The organism is Mycobacterium sp. UM_11, assembly GCF_001414075.1.
Taxonomy (GTDB): Bacteria; Actinomycetota; Actinomycetes; order Mycobacteriales; family Mycobacteriaceae; genus Mycobacterium.
The window spans coordinates 1-16,604 of the sequence record NZ_LATC01000102.1; the positions used below are offsets into that span (position 1 = coordinate 1).

The window sequence follows — 16,604 nt, forward strand, 5'->3', positions numbered from 1 at the left end:
AGATGTGTATAAGAGACAGGTGTCCCCCGTGTACGAGACCGACCCGTGGGGCCGGGTCGACCAGGCGCCGTTTCTCAACGCGGTGCTGATCGCCAACGACCCGGACTGCGACGGCCAGTGCTGGCTGCGCCGGGCCCAGGAGTTCGAGCGCGCGGCCGGGCGGGTGCGCGGCGAGCGCTGGGGCCCGCGCACCCTCGACGTCGACCTGATCGCCTGCTACGGCGAGACGGAGGTGATCTCCCGCGAGAACAACCTCACACTCCCGCACCCGCTGGCCCATTTGCGGGCCTTCGTCATGATCCCGTGGCTTGTCGTCGACCCGGATGCCCAACTGACGCTCGCCGACGGCCCGCGGCCCGTGGCGAGCCTGCTGGCCGAGCTCGAGCCGGCCGACCGGGACAGCGTCCGGTTGACCAGCCTGACGCTCCAGCGGGCGGCCGATCGGAAACCGGAAACCTGATGGGCCCAACCAGGAAACGTGACCTGACGGTCGCGGTGGTCGGCGCCGCGGTGGTGGGGTACCTGCTCGTGACGGCCCTGTACCGCTGGTTCCCGCCCATCACGGTGTGGACCGGCCTGTCGCTGCTGGCCGTGGCCGTCGGCGAAGCGCTGTGGGCCCGCTACGTGCGGGCCAAGATCGGCGACGGCGAGATCGGCGTCGGCCCCGGCTGGCTGCATCCGCTCGCCGTGGCCCGCAGCCTCGTGGTCGCCAAGGCGTCGGCCTGGGTGGGCGCGTTGATGCTGGGCTGGTGGGTGGGCGTGCTGGTGTACTTCCTGCCGCGGCGGTCCTGGCTGCGGGCGGCCGCCGAGGACACCACCGGGACCGTGGTCGCGGCCGTCAGCGCGCTGGCACTAGTCGCCGCCGCGCTATGGCTGCAGCATTGCTGCAAGTCGCCGCCGGATCAGACCGAGCACGGCGAAGGGGCGGAAAACTAGTCCGCTCACGCCCGCCCCCAAGCCGCCCGAGAATCGCCGGAGGAGGGCGACACGCGGATTGACCTCGCGCAGGTACAGTCAGGCCATGACCGTTCTGTCCCGCGGCGCCCGGGTTCGGCGCGGCGGCCGCAGGCCGGGGTGGGTGCTCTTGACCGCGTTGCTGGTCCTCGCGATGGGGGCCAGTTCCGCATTGGTTTTCACCAATCGGGTGGAACTTCTCAAGCTCGCTGTAATCCTGGCGCTGTGGGCCGCAGTCGCCGGTGCCTTCGTCTCGGTGCTGTACCGCCGCCAGAGCGACGCGGATCAGTCCCGCGTCCGCGACCTGAAGCTGGTGTACGACCTGCAGCTGGATCGGGAAATCTCGGCCCGCCGCGAGTACGAGCTGACCGTGGAGTCCCAGCTGCGCCGCGAGCTGGCCTCCGAGCTGCGCGCGCAGGCCGCAGACGACCTCGCCGAGCTGCGCGCGGAGTTGAGCGCGCTGCGCACCAGCCTGGAGATCCTGTTCGACACCGACCTCGCCCAGCGCCCGGCGCTGGAGACGCCCGAGGCCGAGGCGCCGCGCGAGCGCGCGTACAGCGAGTGGGACCGCAACGGCGAGACCCCCCGCGACGCGCCCTACGACTGGGTGGCCAGCGACCGGGTGGCCTCCGTCCCCCAGGAAAGCCGCGCCGACGAGACGGCGATCATCGACGTGCCCGAGGAACCGCTGCTGCCGCCGCGCCAGCCCCAGCCGCACCGCGAACGGGCCCCCTACCAGTACGAACCGCCGCCGGAGCCGGCCGCGCCGGCCCAGCCGGAGCCGTCCTACGTCACCGTCCCGCCGCAACCGGAACCGCGATTCGAACCCCCGCCACCCCCGCCGCAACCCGAGCCCGAGCCCCAGCCGCAAGGTCACGGTTGGCAGCCGGTGGGTGCGTCCGGATTGTGGTTGCCGCCCGGAACGCCGGGCAGCCATTGGGCCGGCTCCGACCAGACCGGCGCCCCCGCCGACGAGACGCCGGGCCGGCGGCGGCGCGCCCGGCACTCCGAACCCGACGAGGCGTGGGCCGGCCCGACGGCCGAGGCCGGCCGTCGGGCTCGGTCGCGCCACTCCGCGGAGTACGGCGACTACGGCGTCCGCGACTTCGCGCCGCCCAGCGAGCGCCCGGGTGGGCCCCCGAGTGAGCCGCTGTACGCGCCGTCACCCGCCCCGGCCGCGGCGACACCCCCGCCACCGCCGCCGCCACCGGCGCCGGCCCCCACCGCCGAGCCGCTACCGCCACGGTTGGCCCCACCGCCACCACCGGAGCACACTCCCCGGCACGGGGGCGGGGACCCGTTGGCGCCGGGCGCCGATAGTCCGGGCGACGGCGCGCCCACCGGCGGTCAGTCGGTTGCCGAGCTGTTGGCGCGGTTGCAGGTCCAGCCGTCCGAGGGTGGCCGCCGCCGCAGACGTGAATAGCCGCGGCGGCTGAGCTGGGAGCTTCCTCACATTGGGCTTGGCGCCCTGATCGACTACAGTTTTAGTGACCGAACGGTACCCACGCGGTGGGACCGGAACGAACGAATAAATCTGTGAGGTCGTCTGCGATGGTGCAGTTCGACGGTTTGCGCCCGGCCAGGCTCAAGGTGGGAGTCATCTCGGCCGGCCGGGTGGGCACCGCGCTCGGTGTCGCGCTGGAGCGCGCCGACCACGTCGTGGTCGCGTGCAGCGCCATCTCCCACGCGTCGCGGCAGCGCGCCCAGCGCCGGCTGCCCGACACCCCGGTCATGCCCCCACCGGACGTCGCCGCCGCCGCGGAGCTGCTGCTGCTGGCCGTCCCGGACAGCGAACTGGCCGGCCTCGTGTCCGGTTTGGCCGCGACCTCGTCGGTGCGCCCGGGCACGATCGTCGTCCACACCTCCGGCGCCAACGGTGTCGGCATCCTCGAGCCGTTGACCCGGGACGGCTGCATTCCGCTGGCGATCCACCCGGCGATGACGTTCACCGGATCGGACGAGGACATCAGCAGGCTTCCCGACACCTGCTTCGGGATCACCGCGGCCGACGAGGTCGGTTACGCGATCGGGCAGTCGCTCGTGCTGGAAATGGGCGGTGAACCGTTCTGCGTGCGCGAAGAGGCGCGGGTGCTCTACCACGCCGCCCTGGCGCACGCGGGCAACCACCTCGTGACGGTGCTCGCCGACGCGCTCGAGGCGTTGCGGGCGGCCCTGCGCGGCAGCGAACTGCTCGGGCAACAGTCCGTCGACGACTCCCCGGGCGGCATCGCCGAACGCATCGTCGGGCCGCTGGCCCGGGCCGCGCTGGAGAACACCCTCCAACGCGGGCAGGCCGCGCTCACCGGCCCCGTCGCGCGCGGTGACGCCGCCGCGGTCGCCGGGCATCTGGCCGCGCTCAACCGGGTCGACCCGGAACTGGCCCAGGCCTACCGGGTGAACGCGCTGCGGACGGCCCGGCGCGCCCACGCTCCCGCCGACGTCGTCGAGGTCCTGGCGGGATGAGGCCCGGCAACGCGCCCGCGTTCAACGCCGGCGAACTCAACGTGTACTCCCGCCCGCGCGACGTCGCGGACGTCTGCCGCGCGCTGCGCCACACCGGCCGCCGGGTGATGCTGGTGCCCACCATGGGCGCGCTGCACGACGGTCACCTCGCCCTGGTGCGCGCGGCCAAGCGGGTGCCGGGCTCGGTGGTGGCCGTTTCGATCTTCGTCAACCCCCTCCAGTTCGGCGCCGGCGAAGACCTCGACGCCTACCCCAGGACCCTGGACGACGACGTGGCGCTGCTGCGCGGCGAAGGCGTCGAAATCGTGTTCGCGCCAACGGCCGCGGCGATGTACCCCGACGGCCTGCGCACCACCGTGCAGCCCGGCCCGCTGGCCACCGACCTGGAGGGCGGTCCGCGACCGACCCACTTCGCCGGCGTGCTGACCGTGGTGTGCAAACTCCTGCAGATCGTGCGCCCGGACCGAGTGTTCTTCGGCGAGAAGGACTATCAGCAGCTGGTGCTGATCCGGCAGATGGTCGCCGACCTCAACATCGACGTCACGGTGGTCGGCGTACCCACCGTCCGCGAGGCCGACGGGCTGGCCATGTCGTCTCGTAACCGCTACCTCGACCCGGCGCAGCGCGAGGCGGCCGTGGCGGTGTCGGCGGCGTTGACGGCGGCGGCGCACGCCGCCGACGCCGGGCCGCGGGCCGCGCTGGACGCGGCGCGCGCGGTGCTCGACGCGGTGCCCGACCTCACCGTCGACTACCTCGAGTTGCGCGACCCGGAGCTCGGCCCGTTGCGGGGCAACCGAACCGCAAGGCTGCTCGTTGCCGTCCGCCTGGGCACCACCAGGCTGCTGGACAACATCGCGATCGAGATCGAAACTTCGCCGGCACCCGTGGGGCCGGACGGACTCGCCCAATCACATTGGAGGAATTGATGTTACGGACGATGCTCAAGTCGAAGATCCACCGCGCCACCGTCACTCAGGCCGACCTGCACTACGTCGGCTCGGTGACCATCGACGCCGACCTGATGGACGCCGCCGACCTCCTCGAGGGCGAGCAGGTGACCATCGTCGACATCGACAACGGCGCCCGCCTGGTCACCTACGCGATCACCGGGGAACGCGGCAGCGGGGTGATCGGAATCAACGGCGCCGCAGCGCATCTCGTGCACCCGGGCGATCTGGTGATCCTGATCGCGTACGGCACCATGCAAGAGGCGGAGGCCCGGTCGTACCAGCCGCGGATCGTGTTCGTCGACGCCGACAACAAGCCGATCGACCTCGGCCACGACCCGGCGTTCGTGCCCGCCGACGCCGCCGAGTTACTCGATCCCCGAATCGTTGCGCGGTAGCCGTGCTGCTGGCGATCGACGTCCGCAACACCCACACCGTCGTTGGGTTGATCTCCGGGTCGAAAGAGCACGCGAAGGTGGTGCAGTACTGGCGGATCCGGACCGAGTCCGAGGTGACCGCCGACGAGCTGGCCCTGACCATTGACGGGCTGATCGGCGACGACTCCGAGCGGCTGACCGGGGCCGCCGCCCTGTCCACCGTCCCGTCGGTGCTGCACGAGGTGCGGATCATGCTCGACCAGTACTGGCCGTCGGTGCCGCACGTGCTGATCGAGCCGGGCGTGCGCACCGGCATCCCGCTGCTGGTGGACAATCCGAAAGAAGTGGGCGCAGACCGGATCGTCAACTGCCTGGCCGCTTTTCACCGATTCCAGAGCGCGGCCATCGTCATCGACTTCGGCTCCTCGATCTGCGTGGACGTCGTGTCGGCCAAGGGGGAGTTCCTCGGCGGCGCGATCGCCCCGGGCGTGCAGGTGTCGTCGGACGCCGCCGCGGCGCGCTCCGCGGCGCTGCGCCGGGTTGAGTTGTCCCGCCCGCGTTCGGTGGTGGGCAAGAACACGGTTGAATGCATGCAGGCCGGGGCGGTGTTCGGCTTCGCCGGTCTGGTCGACGGGCTGGTCGGGCGCATCCGCCAGGACGTGGACGGCTTCGCCGGCGACGACGTCGCCGTGGTGGCGACGGGGCACACGGCACCCCTGCTGCTGCCCGAGCTGCACACGCCCAGCCACTACGACCAGCACTTGACCTTGCAGGGGCTGCGGCTGGTGTTCGAACGCAACCGGGACGCCCAGCGCGGCCGGCTGAAGACCGCGCGCTGAGTATCCCTGCGACGAGATTGCCCCAGCGGTCGTGGTTGCGGCCGGAACAACGACCCTGACGGCAATCTCGGCGGGCCGCCGGTAAGAGCCGCTCCGCGAGGTCATTTAAGCTGGCACGTCGTGAGTGACGCCAGCGAGGACGCAGCCGCGGACCTGCCCGAGCAGTTCCGCATCCGCCGGGACAAGCGCGCTCGCCTGCTGGCCGAGGGTCGGGAACCCTATCCGGTCGCCATCGAACGCACCCACACGCTGGCCCAGGTGCGCGCCGAGCACCCCGACCTGCCGATCGACACCGCGACCGACGACGTCGTCGGCATCGCGGGCCGGGTGATCTTCGCGCGCAACTCCGGCAAATTGTGCTTCGCGACACTCCAGGAGGGCGACGGCACCACCCTGCAGGTGATGCTCAGCCTCGACAAGGTCGGCCGGGAATCGCTGGACGCGTGGAAAGCCGACGTCGATCTCGGCGACATCGTCTACGTGCACGGCAACGTGATCAGCTCACGCCGAGGCGAATTGTCCGTACTCGCCGATTCGTGGCAGATCGCGACCAAGTCACTGCGGCCGCTGCCGGTGGCGCACAAGGAGATGAGCGAAGAGGCGCGGGTGCGGCAGCGCTACGTCGACCTCATCGTCCGGCCCCAGGCCCGCACGGTGGCGCGGCAGCGAATCGCGGTGGTCCGCGCGATCCGCAACGCGCTGGAACGGCGCGGGTTTCTCGAAGTCGAAACGCCTATGTTGCAGACGCTGGCCGGCGGCGCGGCGGCGCGGCCGTTCGTCACGCATTCTAATGCGCTGGACATCGATCTCTACCTGCGGATCGCACCCGAACTGTTCCTCAAGCGCTGCATCGTCGGTGGTTTCGACAAGGTCTTCGAAGTTAATCGCGTCTTCCGAAACGAAGGCGCGGATTCCACGCATTCTCCGGAATTTTCCATGTTGGAGACCTACCAGGCCTACGGAACCTATGACGATTCGGCAGTCGTCACGCGCGAGCTTATTCAAGAGGTCGCCGATGAGGCGATCGGAACCAGACAACTACCCCTGCCCGACGGGATGGTCTACGACATAGACGGAGAATGGGCGTCGATTCAAATGTACCCGTCGCTGTCCGCGGCGCTCGGGGAGGAGATCACCCCCGAGACGTCGGTCGAGCGGCTGTGGGCCATCACGCATCGGCTGGGGCTCGAGGTGCCCACCGACCGGGGCTACGGACACGGCAAGCTCGTCGAGGAGCTCTGGGAGCACACGGTGGGCAATACGCTGACCGCGCCCACTTTCGTGCGGGACTTCCCCGTCGAGACAACGCCTTTGACGCGCCAGCACCGCAGCATCCCGGGGGTCACCGAGAAGTGGGACCTTTACATTCGCGGGGTCGAACTGGCCACCGGGTATTCCGAATTGAACGACCCGGTGGTGCAGCGGGAGAGATTCGCCGCACAGGCGCGGGCGGCTGCGGCCGGCGACGACGAAGCCATGGTGCTCGACGAAGATTTTCTCGCCGCCCTCGAGTATGGGATGCCCCCGTGCACCGGAACGGGAATGGGTATCGATCGGTTGTTGATGACTTTGACTGGCCTGTCAATTCGAGAGACAGTTTTGTTCCCGATTGTTCGGCCGCACTCCACTTGAAAAGTGCAACTGTGCGCCTCGCGGCCGGATTGAGTATGCTGCGTTGTTATGGCAGATTGGTGACCCGGGGAGGCTCACCCAAACTGCTCAGCAACTGCTCAGGACGAAATGCGAGGATAAGCTAATGGCGAAAAAAGTGACCGTCACCTTGGTCGATGATTTCGACGGTGCCGGCGCAGCCGACGAAACGGTCGAATTCGGGCTTGACGGGGTTACCTATGAGATTGACCTTTCGTCGAAGAATGCCGCCAAACTCCGCAACGACCTGAAGCAGTGGGTGGAAGCCGGTCGCCGGGTCGGCGGGCGGCGGCGCGGGCGTTCGGGCTCCGGTCGTGGTCGTGGCGCGATCGACCGTGAGCAGAGCGCGGCGATCCGCGAATGGGCCCGCCGCAACGGCCACAACGTGTCGACGCGCGGCCGCATCCCGGCCGACGTCATCGACGCCTTCCACGCGGCCACCTAAGGAAACCTCTCACCGGCGTCCGGGCCGCACAGGCCTGGGCGCCGGTTTGTCGTTCGCTGGCCGCGAAAGAATCAGCCGCGACCGAAGGAAACCAATTGGCGCCCGGCCACGTTGCTCCAAGTACGGCGCTGTAATCACAGGGGAGATTGCCCGAGACGGGCCGGCGGGCCTTGAACAGCAAGGGACCGCAAGGTTATGCCCCCTGGCAGACCGACCATTACAGTGGATGGCAGGTACGCGAGTCGGCCCCAACGGGGGCCGGTGGGCCACTAACAGGCTTGTACCGATGTGAGGGAGAGCAGGTAGCAGGCGATGTTTGAACGATTTACCGACCGTGCCCGCAGGGTCGTCGTCCTGGCGCAAGAAGAGGCCCGGATGCTCAACCACAACTACATCGGCACCGAGCACATCCTGTTGGGTCTGATTCACGAGGGCGAGGGCGTCGCGGCGAAGTCGCTGGAGTCCTTGGGCATTTCGCTGGAGGGCGTTCGCAGCCAGGTCGAGGAGATCATCGGCCAGGGCCAGCAGGCGCCGTCGGGCCACATCCCCTTCACCCCGCGCGCCAAGAAGGTTCTCGAGCTGAGCCTGCGTGAGGCGCTGCAGCTCGGCCACAACTACATCGGCACCGAGCACATCCTGCTGGGCCTGATCCGCGAGGGCGAGGGCGTGGCCGCCCAGGTCCTGGTGAAGCTCGGCGCCGAACTGACCCGGGTGCGCCAGCAGGTCATCCAGCTGCTCAGCGGCTACCAGGGCAAGGAGGCCGCGGAGGCCGGCACCGGTGGCCGAGGCGGCGAATCGGGCGGCCCGTCCACCTCGTTGGTGCTCGACCAGTTCGGGCGCAACCTGACGGCCGCCGCGATGGAGGGCAAGCTCGACCCGGTCATCGGCCGCGAGAAGGAAATCGAGCGGGTCATGCAGGTGCTCAGCCGCCGCACCAAGAACAACCCGGTGCTGATCGGCGAGCCCGGCGTCGGCAAGACCGCCGTCGTCGAGGGCCTGGCGCAGGCGATCGTGCACGGTCAGGTGCCGGAGACGCTAAAGGACAAGCAGCTCTACACGCTTGACCTTGGCTCGCTCGTGGCCGGCTCGCGCTACCGCGGTGACTTCGAGGAGCGGCTGAAGAAGGTGCTCAAGGAGATCAACACCCGCGGCGACATCATCCTGTTCATCGACGAGCTGCACACGCTCGTCGGTGCCGGGGCCGCCGAGGGCGCGATCGACGCCGCGAGCATCCTCAAGCCCAAGCTGGCCCGCGGCGAGCTGCAGACCATCGGCGCGACCACACTCGACGAGTACCGCAAGTACATCGAGAAGGACGCCGCCCTGGAGCGCCGCTTCCAGCCGGTCCAGGTGGGGGAGCCGACGGTGGAGCACACCATCGAGATCCTCAAGGGCCTGCGCGACCGCTACGAGGCGCACCACCGGGTGTCGATCTCCGACGCGGCGTTGGTGGCCGCCGCCACCCTGGCCGACCGCTACATCAACGACCGGTTCCTGCCCGACAAGGCGATCGACCTGATCGACGAGGCGGGCGCCCGGATGCGGATCCGCCGGATGACCGCGCCGCCAGACCTGCGTGAGTTCGACGAGAAGATCGCCGACGCGCGCCGCGAAAAGGAGTCCGCGATCGACGCTCAGGACTTCGAGAAGGCCGCCAGCCTGCGCGACCGGGAGAAGACCCTGGTCGCCCAGCGGGCCGAGCGCGAAAAGCAGTGGCGCTCCGGCGATCTCGACGTGGTCGCCGAGGTCGACGACGAGCAGATCGCCGAGGTGCTGGGCAACTGGACCGGCATCCCGGTGTTCAAGCTGACGGAGGCCGAGACCACGCGGTTGCTGCGCATGGAGGACGAGCTGCACAAGCGGATCATCGGCCAGGAGGACGCCGTCAAGGCCGTCTCCAAGGCGATCCGCCGCACCCGCGCCGGGTTGAAGGACCCCAAGCGCCCGTCGGGCTCGTTCATCTTCGCCGGCCCGTCCGGTGTCGGTAAGACCGAGCTGTCGAAGGCGCTGGCCAACTTCCTGTTCGGCGACGACGACGCGCTCATCCAGATCGACATGGGCGAGTTCCACGACCGGTTCACCGCGTCGCGGTTGTTCGGCGCCCCGCCGGGATACGTCGGCTACGAGGAGGGCGGCCAGCTCACCGAGAAGGTGCGCCGCAAGCCGTTCTCCGTGGTGCTGTTCGACGAGATCGAGAAGGCCCACCAGGAGATCTACAACAGCCTGTTGCAGGTCCTCGAGGACGGCCGGCTCACCGACGGGCAGGGCCGCACGGTGGACTTCAAGAACACCGTGCTGATCTTCACCTCGAACCTCGGCACGTCCGACATCTCCAAGCCGGTCGGCCTGGGCTTCACCCAGGGTGGCGGTGAGAACAACTACGAGCGGATGAAGCAGAAGGTCAACGACGAGCTGAAGAAGCACTTCCGCCCGGAGTTCCTCAACCGCATCGACGACATCATCGTCTTCCACCAGCTGACTCGCGACGAGATCATCCGGATGGTCGACCTGATGGTCGAGCGCGTCGGCAAGCAGCTCAAGGCCAAGGACATGGCCCTCGAGCTGACCGACAAGGCGAAGGCGTTGCTGGCCAAGCGCGGCTTCGACCCGGTGCTGGGTGCCCGCCCGTTGCGGCGCACCATCCAGCGCGAGATCGAGGACCAGCTGTCCGAGAAGATCCTCTTCGAGGAGGTCGGGCCGGGCCAGATCGTCACGGTCGACGTGGACAACTGGGACGGCGAGAGCGCCGGCGAGGACGCGGTGTTCACCTTCACCGGGACGCGCAAGCCGCCGGCCGAGCCGGACCTGGCGAAGGCCGGAGCACACGCGGCTCCGGAAACGCCCTAGCGGTTACCGAAAACGGGCGGTTAGTCTCACGGGACTAACCGCCCGTTTTCGCTGTGACCAGGAGGCCCGCCGTGCTGATCGTCACCACCAACGACCTCCCCGGGTGGGAGATCCAGCGCGTCTGCGGCGAAGTGTTCGGGCTGACCGTCCGCTCGCGCAACGCGTTCTCCCAGATGGGCGCCGGCTTCAAGGCCATGTTCGGCGGCGAGCTGGCCGGCATGACCAAGAACCTGGCCGAGAGCCGCAACGAGGCGATGGGCCGGCTGATCGTCGAGGCGCGCAATCGCGGCGGCAACGCGATCGTCGCCATGCGATTCGACACCACCGAAATCGGTGACGTGTGGACCGAGATCTGCGCCTACGGCACGGCGGTTCAGGCCACCCCGGTCACCGAGGCCGCCAAATACACGGCCGGCCAACTGGGTTACGGCTCCCCGCCCCCACAGCAGTGAGCGGCGGTTTAGACTGACGTTCGTCCTGACGGGCAACGGAATCTGGTGAAAGTCCAGAACGGTCGCGCCACTGTAGATAGTCAGACCCATCGCCCGTCATCACCAGCGGGGACGCGGTTATCCCCGGAAGGAGTCGATGTGTCCAATCCTCAGCTGCCCGGCGCCCGTGCCCAAGTTGACCTGTCGGCGGCCAGCGCCGCGGTCTGGTTGGCGGCAACCGCCTTCCTCGCGCTGTTGGCGCTGTACTTCGTGGGCGTGGATCAGGGCGCGGTGTCGCTGTTCGGCGCCGACTCGCACGTGCACGAGTTCGTGCACGACGCGCGGCACCTGCTCGGCTTCCCCTGCCACTGATCGCGTGGAGAAGCGTCTGATCGGACGCGGCCTGCTGGCCGGTGCGTTCGGGGCGGTGTTGGCGTTCGCCTTCGCCCGCCTGTGCGCCGAGCCGGCGATCGGTCGCGCGATCGCTTTCGAGGACGGCCGAACCGACGCCGAGAACGCTCACGGCGTGCACGAGCACGGCGCCGAGTTGTTCAGCCGCGGGGTGCAGTCCAACGCCGGCCTGGGTTTCGGGGTGCTGATCTTCGGTGTGGCGATGGGCGCGCTGTTCGCCGTGCTGTTCTGTGTGGTTGCGGCGCGCGTGACAACCGTTGGGGCGCGCGCGCTTTCGCTGCTGCTCGCGGCGGCCGCGTTCGTCGCCGTGTACCTGGTGCCGTTCGTGAAGTATCCGCCGAACCCGCCGGCGGTGGGCCAGGCGGACACGATCGGGGCGCGCACCGCCTGGTTTCTGGTGATGGTGCTGGCGTCGGTGGCCCTCGCCATCGCCGCGGTCTGGCTGGCGCGGTCACTGACCGCCCGGTTCGGGGCGTGGAACGGGCGGCTGCTCGCCGCCGGCGCCTATGTCGCGGCGGTTGCGGTGGTGATGGTGGCGCTGCCGGGCGTGGACGAGACACCCGGCCCGCTGCGCGACGCGTCGGGCGCGATCGTCTATCCGGGCTTCCCCGCCGACGTCCTCTACGAATTCAGGCTGGTGTCGCTGGCGACGCAGGTGGTGCTGTGGGCGAGCATCGGCGTACTGTTCGGGGCGCTCGCCGGCCGGGTTCTCGGGGAGCGCGCGCCGAGCATCAACGCGTGACCGGTGTCGTGCGGCTGACGATGGTGTCGCACGCGATGACCGACGCCATGGCTGCCGGTCGATTTCCGCTCGACGAACCGCTCAGCGACGTCGGACGTGGGCAGGTGAAAAAGGTTGGCCTCAAACCCAAGAAGCACCTCGCCGCGCCCGAGCGGCGCGCATGCGAAACCGCAGAGCTGCTGGGGTTGGCCGCCGGCGTCGAGCCCCGGCTGGCCGACATCGATTGCGGGGCATGGTGCGGGCAAGCGTGGGAGGCGATCGACCCGCGGGACCTCGAGGCGTGGCTGACGGATCCCGACGGGGCGCCGCACGGCGGTGAGTCGATCGTCGATCTGATCGAACGGGTGGCGGGATGGCTGAAGTCGGTGAGCCAGCCGACCGTGGCGGTGACGCATCCCGCGGTCATCCGGGCGGCGATCCTGCTCGCCTTGGCGGCCCCGCCGAAATCGTTCTGGCGCATCGACATTGCGCCCGTCAGTCATACCGTCATGCACCTGCGCGACGGCCGCTGGACGCTGCGGCTGTGAGCGGATCGGGCTTTCGAAACTTGTCGTACCCCCCTGCGATGATGGCCCCATGTCCTCGACCGCTCGCCCGACTCTGTGGCCGACGAACAACTAGCCCGCTCTGCCCGTGGCCGAATAGGGCGCTGAAAGCGACTACCTCCGTATAGTTCCGGGGACAGTCTCCGGGTTGTAAGCGAGGAGAGGGCCCTATGATCCCACGCGCCCTGACGAAGCCGGCCGGCGTCGCGACGCTGTTCGGGGTACTCGCGTTGGCCGCCCGCTATGCCGCCCTATCGGTCGTCGCGGGAATCGAGAACAATCCCGATCCCTTTCCTCGTGAGCGCCTCGCCACCGAGCAGGAAGGCGAGCAACACTTCATCGGTCGTCCCGACGGGACGGTGCTGCGCGCCATCACCGCCGGCGAGGGTCCCGCGGTCGTTTTCGCGCACGGCTACGGCGGCACGCTGGGTGAGTGGAATATCGTCTGGGATCAGTTGGCGGCTCGGGCCTACCGCCTCATCGCCTTCGATCAACGGGGACACGGTAGCTCGACGCTCGGTTCGGCGGGCGTGGGGTCCGCGCCCATGGCCGAAGACTACGCGGCGGTCCTGCGGTACTTCGGCATCGAGGACGGCGTGCTGGTGGCCCACTCCATGGGCGGCTTCATCGCGGTCCGCGCGGTGCTCGACCACGAGGACGTCGCAGGCCGTCTGCGCGGGTTGGTGTTGTTCGCGACCTGGGCGGGCCGGATTCACGACGGCGCGCCGCAGAACAGGCTGCAGATCCCGCTGATGGAGTCGGGGCTCATGGGCTGGCTGGTGCGAACGCGGGTCGGCGGTGCGCTTTTCGGCGCGGCCCAGTGCGGCAAAAACCCCTCTCCGGCAATGATTTCGGTGTTCATCGAGTTCTTCGACAGACACATGCGCGAGCATGGGCCCCTCACGCCGATCCTGCGCGCGTTCGGACGTGAGGACCGTTACCCCCGCTTGGGGGAGATTTCGATTCCGACGGTCGTCATGGTCGGTTCAGCCGATCGCAGCACCCCACCGGTACATTCGCAACGGCTCGCCGCCGGAATACCCGGCGCGCGGCTCGTCACGGTGCCGGACGCCGGCCATCTGCTCAATTGGGAAGGTGCCGACGCACTCGTCGCTGTCGTGGGATCGTTGTCGCCAGTATCCCAAGCTGGCTAGCGGTGACGATCAGCGCGGGGCGATCAGCGCGAAGGCCTGCTTGGCGATTTGCAGCATCCAACCGGTCACGTTAGGCCCGTGATCGCGGGGCCAGTTGAGCTGGAAGCTGACCACGTACGGCTGCTGCGTCTTATCGACGGCGTACCAGCTGAAGGTCAGATCACCCGGCAGGCCACCGGCTTTCGCGCCGATGTACGGCCAGACGTTGCGGTCCAGCGCGATACCCGACACCGCCGACAGGATCTGTTTCACCGGTGCGGCCTTGCCGACGGCGTCGGCCTGCAGCGCCGTGTGAATGCGGCAGATGTCCTCGGCGTTGCCGTACCACTCCGCGCCATAGGACGACGCCGGGGTGTGGGCGCGAGTCGGATCCGGCTCGTACGGAGTCGAATTCGCCTGCGCCAACAGCTGGGCGCGCGTTTGCGGTGACCCGTGCTGCCATTGGGTGCGCAGGTCCGGCTTGCCCCAGCCGATCGAGAACAGCTCGTACATCGTGGGGAACGGCGTCATGCTGGCCGGGTCGTGGTGGCCCGCCGTGGCGAGCGCCTGCTCGATGGCGTGGGTGCCGAGCTTTCCGATCAGCAGGTCGGTCGCCATGTTGTCACTGGTCGCGATCATCTTCTCGGCGGCCGTCCGGACCGAGACCTGGGCTCCGGCGGGCAGCGCCAGACCGGACGAGCCCACCGCGCGGCTCTTGTCGGTGACGGTCAGCTGATCGTCCCAGGAGACGGTCCCATCCTTGATGGCGCCCGCCAGGGCGTGCAGCACGTAGAGCTTGAAAATCGATGCCAGCGGCAGGGATTCACCGGTGTTGGTGCCCGCAACCGGGTCGCAACGCCCGTCGTCGACCCTGGCCACCTGATAGGAATAGCGGGCGCCCGTCTTGCTCAACACCGCATCGATGTCGCGCCACGAGTTGATCTTCGGCGCCTGGGTCTCCAGCTCGAACCGATCCACCCATCCGCCGTCGTCGGTGTGGATCCGGATGTCTTGTCGCGCACCGTAGGACGACGTCAGGTGCAACGTGGCCACGTTGGCGCCCAGATCGACGCCGTCGAGGGTGAACGGGCGGTCCCACCACAGCGCCTCCATGGTGTTCTCCACCGGCTTGACCATGTCGGGCGCGGCCAGCGTGCCGACGCCGACCGGGCCGATGGGCCAGTCCGAGTTGAGCATGTCCAGCGTCTGCTGCGCCCGGATGCCCGGCGGCGTCCGGACGTCGATCTGCCGGCCCGGATTCGCGGCGTTCGCCTGCGGTGACGGGGACGAGGTGCAACCGGGCGCGAACGTGACTACCAGTGCGGTGGCGGCGCTCAACGCCACCACGCGGCGTCGGGCCGAGAACCCGCTAGCCAGCCTGCTTGTTGCCGGCAACGTCCATCACAACCTCGAATTCCAACAGCGTGGCCCCGGTCGCCACCGGGTTGGCCCGCTCGCCGGCGTGCGCCGCGATGGCGGGCCCCTGCGCCCACGCCTGAAACGCCTCTTCGGATTCCCACTGCGTCACGACGAAGTAGCGGTCCTCGCCCTTGATCGGGCGCAGCAGCTGAAACCCGAGGAAGCCCGGCTGGTTGTCGACCGCGTGCGCCCGGTGCGCGAACCGCTTTTCCAGCTCTGGCCCGGCGTCGGCGGGTACTTCGATTGCGTTGATCTTCACCACTGGCGACATGCCGCTAGGCTACCCCTTCGCCCGTCCTGTCCGACTGCAGGGCGGGGCACGCAGGATGGTGACATGCCCGGTGATCTGCTGACTTGCCGCGGGGGGCAAGGCGAGCCGTTGGTGCTGGTGCACGGCCTGATGGGGCGGGGCAGCACCTGGTCGCGGCAGCTGCCCTGGCTGGCCGCGCTGGGCAGGGTATACACCTACGACGCGTTGTGGCATCGGGGCCGCGGGGTCGACGACCCGCACCCGATCAGCACCGAGCGGTTCGTCGCCGACCTCGCCGAGGCGGTGGAAACGCTGCGAACGCCGGCCACGCTGATCGGACACTCGATGGGCGGCCTGCACGCGTGGTGTCTGGCCGCCCATCGTCCGGAGCTGGTTTCGGCGCTGGTGGTCGAGGACATGGCCCCGGACTTCCGCGGCCGCACCACCGGCCCATGGGAGCCGTGGCTGCACGCGCTTCCGGTCGAATTCGATTCCGCGCAGCGGGTATTCGACGAGTTCGGGCCCGTCGCGGGGCAGTATTTTCTGGAGGCGTTCGACCGCACCCCTACCGGTTGGCGCCTGCACGGTGACACCGCGCGCTGGATCGAGATCGCCGCCGAATGGGGCACCCGTGACTACTGGGAGCAGTGGCGGGCGGTGCGCGTGCCCGCGTTGCTCATCGAGGCCGGCAACTCCGTGACCCCGCCGGGGCAGATGCGACAAATGGCCGAAATCAACTCCACCACAACCTATTTGCACGTGCCGGAGGCCGGTCATTTGATTCACGACGACGCGCCTGCGGTGTACCGCCGGGCGGTCGAGTCATTCTTGGCGACGCTGCCCGCCGCCGACTGAGCCGGGTCGGACCGGCCCGGCTGAAGCCCGGTGATACATATGATAAATTCTTCAATTGCTAAAGCATAGAAACTTTGTAGCCTTCAGGAGACCTATCGTGGCGGAGCCGCTGTACCAGCTCAAGGCGGAGTTCTTCAAGACGCTGGGGCACCCCGCACGGATCAGGATTCTGGAGTTGCTCGTGACGGGCGAGAAGTCGGTCGCCGAGTTGTTGCCCGAGGTGGGGCTCGAGGCGTCGAACCTTTCGCAGCAGCTCGGTGTCCTGCGCCGAGCCGGTGTCTGTCTCTTATACACAT

19 protein-coding genes are annotated in these 16,604 nt (G+C 68.9%); 17 read left to right on the forward strand and 2 right to left on the reverse strand.

Features of this window, described 5'->3' with window-relative positions; translation table 11 throughout:
• From folK to WU80_RS20435, 15 genes are all read left to right on the forward strand, one after another.
• A partial coding sequence (gene folK / locus WU80_RS20365) for a 2-amino-4-hydroxy-6-hydroxymethyldihydropteridine diphosphokinase (RefSeq protein WP_055405821.1) occupies nucleotides 1-460 on the forward strand: 460 nt, incomplete at its 5' end.
• Nucleotides 460-936 (forward strand): DUF3180 domain-containing protein, encoded by a 477-nt coding sequence (locus WU80_RS20370; protein ID WP_055399825.1) that lies wholly within the window; start codon nucleotides 460-462, stop codon nucleotides 934-936. The genes folK and WU80_RS20370, both read left to right, overlap by 1 nt.
• Nucleotides 937-1,021: 85 nt before the next feature.
• Nucleotides 1,022-2,377: a DUF6779 domain-containing protein gene (locus WU80_RS20375; RefSeq protein WP_055399824.1), complete on the forward strand. Its 1,356-nt coding sequence runs from the start codon at nucleotides 1,022-1,024 to the stop codon at nucleotides 2,375-2,377.
• Nucleotides 2,378-2,505: 128 nt separating this feature from the next.
• Nucleotides 2,506-3,417 carry a Rossmann-like and DUF2520 domain-containing protein gene (locus WU80_RS20380; protein WP_055399823.1) on the forward strand — a complete coding sequence of 304 codons (912 nt, stop codon included), beginning with the start codon at nucleotides 2,506-2,508 and terminating at the stop codon, nucleotides 3,415-3,417.
• A complete protein-coding gene (gene panC, locus WU80_RS20385) occupies nucleotides 3,414-4,343 on the forward strand; it encodes a pantoate--beta-alanine ligase (protein ID WP_055399821.1) in 930 nt (309 codons plus the stop codon). The genes WU80_RS20380 and panC overlap by 4 nt, the downstream gene beginning before the upstream one ends.
• On the forward strand, nucleotides 4,343-4,762 hold the full coding sequence (panD, locus tag WU80_RS20390) for an aspartate 1-decarboxylase (protein WP_055399819.1): 420 nt from the start codon (nucleotides 4,343-4,345) through the stop codon (nucleotides 4,760-4,762). The genes panC and panD overlap by 1 nt, the downstream gene beginning before the upstream one ends.
• A 2-nt stretch (nucleotides 4,763-4,764) precedes the next feature.
• On the forward strand, nucleotides 4,765-5,580 hold the full coding sequence (locus WU80_RS20395; protein ID WP_055399817.1) for a type III pantothenate kinase: 816 nt from the start codon (nucleotides 4,765-4,767) through the stop codon (nucleotides 5,578-5,580).
• A gap of 120 nt (nucleotides 5,581-5,700) precedes the next feature.
• Nucleotides 5,701-7,212, forward strand: a complete 1,512-nt coding sequence (gene lysS / locus WU80_RS20400) for a lysine--tRNA ligase (protein ID WP_055399816.1) — start codon at nucleotides 5,701-5,703, stop codon at nucleotides 7,210-7,212.
• A 124-nt stretch (nucleotides 7,213-7,336) separates the two neighbouring features.
• Nucleotides 7,337-7,675, forward strand: coding sequence for a histone-like nucleoid-structuring protein Lsr2 (gene lsr2 / locus WU80_RS20405; RefSeq protein ID WP_003875617.1), 339 nt, complete (start codon nucleotides 7,337-7,339; stop codon nucleotides 7,673-7,675).
• A gap of 312 nt (nucleotides 7,676-7,987) precedes the next feature.
• Entirely contained in the window at nucleotides 7,988-10,522 is a 2,535-nt protein-coding gene (gene clpC1, locus WU80_RS20410) for an ATP-dependent protease ATP-binding subunit ClpC (RefSeq protein ID WP_055399815.1), read from the forward strand.
• Between the two features lie 71 nt (nucleotides 10,523-10,593).
• The gene (locus tag WU80_RS20415; protein WP_055399813.1) at nucleotides 10,594-10,974 is read left to right on the forward strand and encodes a YbjQ family protein; all 381 of its coding nucleotides are present in this window, start codon (nucleotides 10,594-10,596) and stop codon (nucleotides 10,972-10,974) included.
• Between the two features lie 138 nt (nucleotides 10,975-11,112).
• Nucleotides 11,113-11,325, forward strand: coding sequence for a CbtB-domain containing protein (locus WU80_RS20420; RefSeq protein ID WP_055399812.1), 213 nt, complete (start codon nucleotides 11,113-11,115; stop codon nucleotides 11,323-11,325).
• A gap of 4 nt (nucleotides 11,326-11,329) precedes the next feature.
• On the forward strand, nucleotides 11,330-12,106 hold the full coding sequence (locus WU80_RS20425) for a CbtA family protein (RefSeq protein ID WP_055399811.1): 777 nt from the start codon (nucleotides 11,330-11,332) through the stop codon (nucleotides 12,104-12,106).
• Nucleotides 12,103-12,633, forward strand: a complete 531-nt coding sequence (locus WU80_RS20430) for a histidine phosphatase family protein (protein WP_055399810.1) — start codon at nucleotides 12,103-12,105, stop codon at nucleotides 12,631-12,633. The genes WU80_RS20425 and WU80_RS20430 overlap by 4 nt, the downstream gene beginning before the upstream one ends.
• 248 nt (nucleotides 12,634-12,881) lie before the next feature.
• On the forward strand, nucleotides 12,882-13,805 hold the full coding sequence (locus tag WU80_RS20435; protein ID WP_231633874.1) for an alpha/beta fold hydrolase: 924 nt from the start codon (nucleotides 12,882-12,884) through the stop codon (nucleotides 13,803-13,805).
• A 9-nt stretch (nucleotides 13,806-13,814) separates the two neighbouring features.
• Here the strand turns inward: WU80_RS20435 and WU80_RS20440 are convergent, their stop codons facing one another.
• A complete protein-coding gene (locus WU80_RS20440; protein ID WP_055399806.1) occupies nucleotides 13,815-15,179 on the reverse strand; it encodes a serine hydrolase in 1,365 nt (454 codons plus the stop codon).
• A complete protein-coding gene (gene mhuD / locus WU80_RS20445; protein ID WP_055399804.1) occupies nucleotides 15,154-15,474 on the reverse strand; it encodes a mycobilin-forming heme oxygenase MhuD in 321 nt (106 codons plus the stop codon). Before mhuD ends, WU80_RS20440 begins: the two co-directional genes overlap by 26 nt.
• Before the next feature lie 63 nt (nucleotides 15,475-15,537).
• On the opposite strand from mhuD, the gene WU80_RS20450 reads away from it, so the two are divergent.
• On the forward strand, nucleotides 15,538-16,308 hold the full coding sequence (locus WU80_RS20450; protein ID WP_055399802.1) for an alpha/beta fold hydrolase: 771 nt from the start codon (nucleotides 15,538-15,540) through the stop codon (nucleotides 16,306-16,308).
• Between the two features lie 94 nt (nucleotides 16,309-16,402).
• Nucleotides 16,403-16,604, forward strand: a 202-nt coding sequence (locus WU80_RS20455; RefSeq protein WP_197286001.1) for a helix-turn-helix transcriptional regulator, incomplete at its 3' end; no start/stop codon positions are given.

What these genes read in the sequence shown, in the direction of transcription:
- WU80_RS20370 (WP_055399825.1), top strand. Translation starts at nt 460, where the DNA reads ATGGGCCCAACCAGGAAACGTGACCTGACGGTCGCGGTGGTCGGCGCC.
- WU80_RS20375 (WP_055399824.1), top strand. Translation starts at nt 1,022, where the DNA reads ATGACCGTTCTGTCCCGCGGCGCCCGGGTTCGGCGCGGCGGCCGCAGG.
- WU80_RS20380 (WP_055399823.1), top strand. Translation starts at nt 2,506, where the DNA reads ATGGTGCAGTTCGACGGTTTGCGCCCGGCCAGGCTCAAGGTGGGAGTC.
- panC (WP_055399821.1), top strand. Translation starts at nt 3,414, where the DNA reads ATGAGGCCCGGCAACGCGCCCGCGTTCAACGCCGGCGAACTCAACGTG.
- panD (WP_055399819.1), top strand. Translation starts at nt 4,343, where the DNA reads ATGTTACGGACGATGCTCAAGTCGAAGATCCACCGCGCCACCGTCACT.
- lsr2 (WP_003875617.1), top strand. Translation starts at nt 7,337, where the DNA reads ATGGCGAAAAAAGTGACCGTCACCTTGGTCGATGATTTCGACGGTGCC.
- clpC1 (WP_055399815.1), top strand. Translation starts at nt 7,988, where the DNA reads ATGTTTGAACGATTTACCGACCGTGCCCGCAGGGTCGTCGTCCTGGCG.
- mhuD (WP_055399804.1), bottom strand. Translation starts at nt 15,474, where the DNA reads ATGTCGCCAGTGGTGAAGATCAACGCAATCGAAGTACCCGCCGACGCC.
- WU80_RS20450 (WP_055399802.1), top strand. Translation starts at nt 15,538, where the DNA reads ATGCCCGGTGATCTGCTGACTTGCCGCGGGGGGCAAGGCGAGCCGTTG.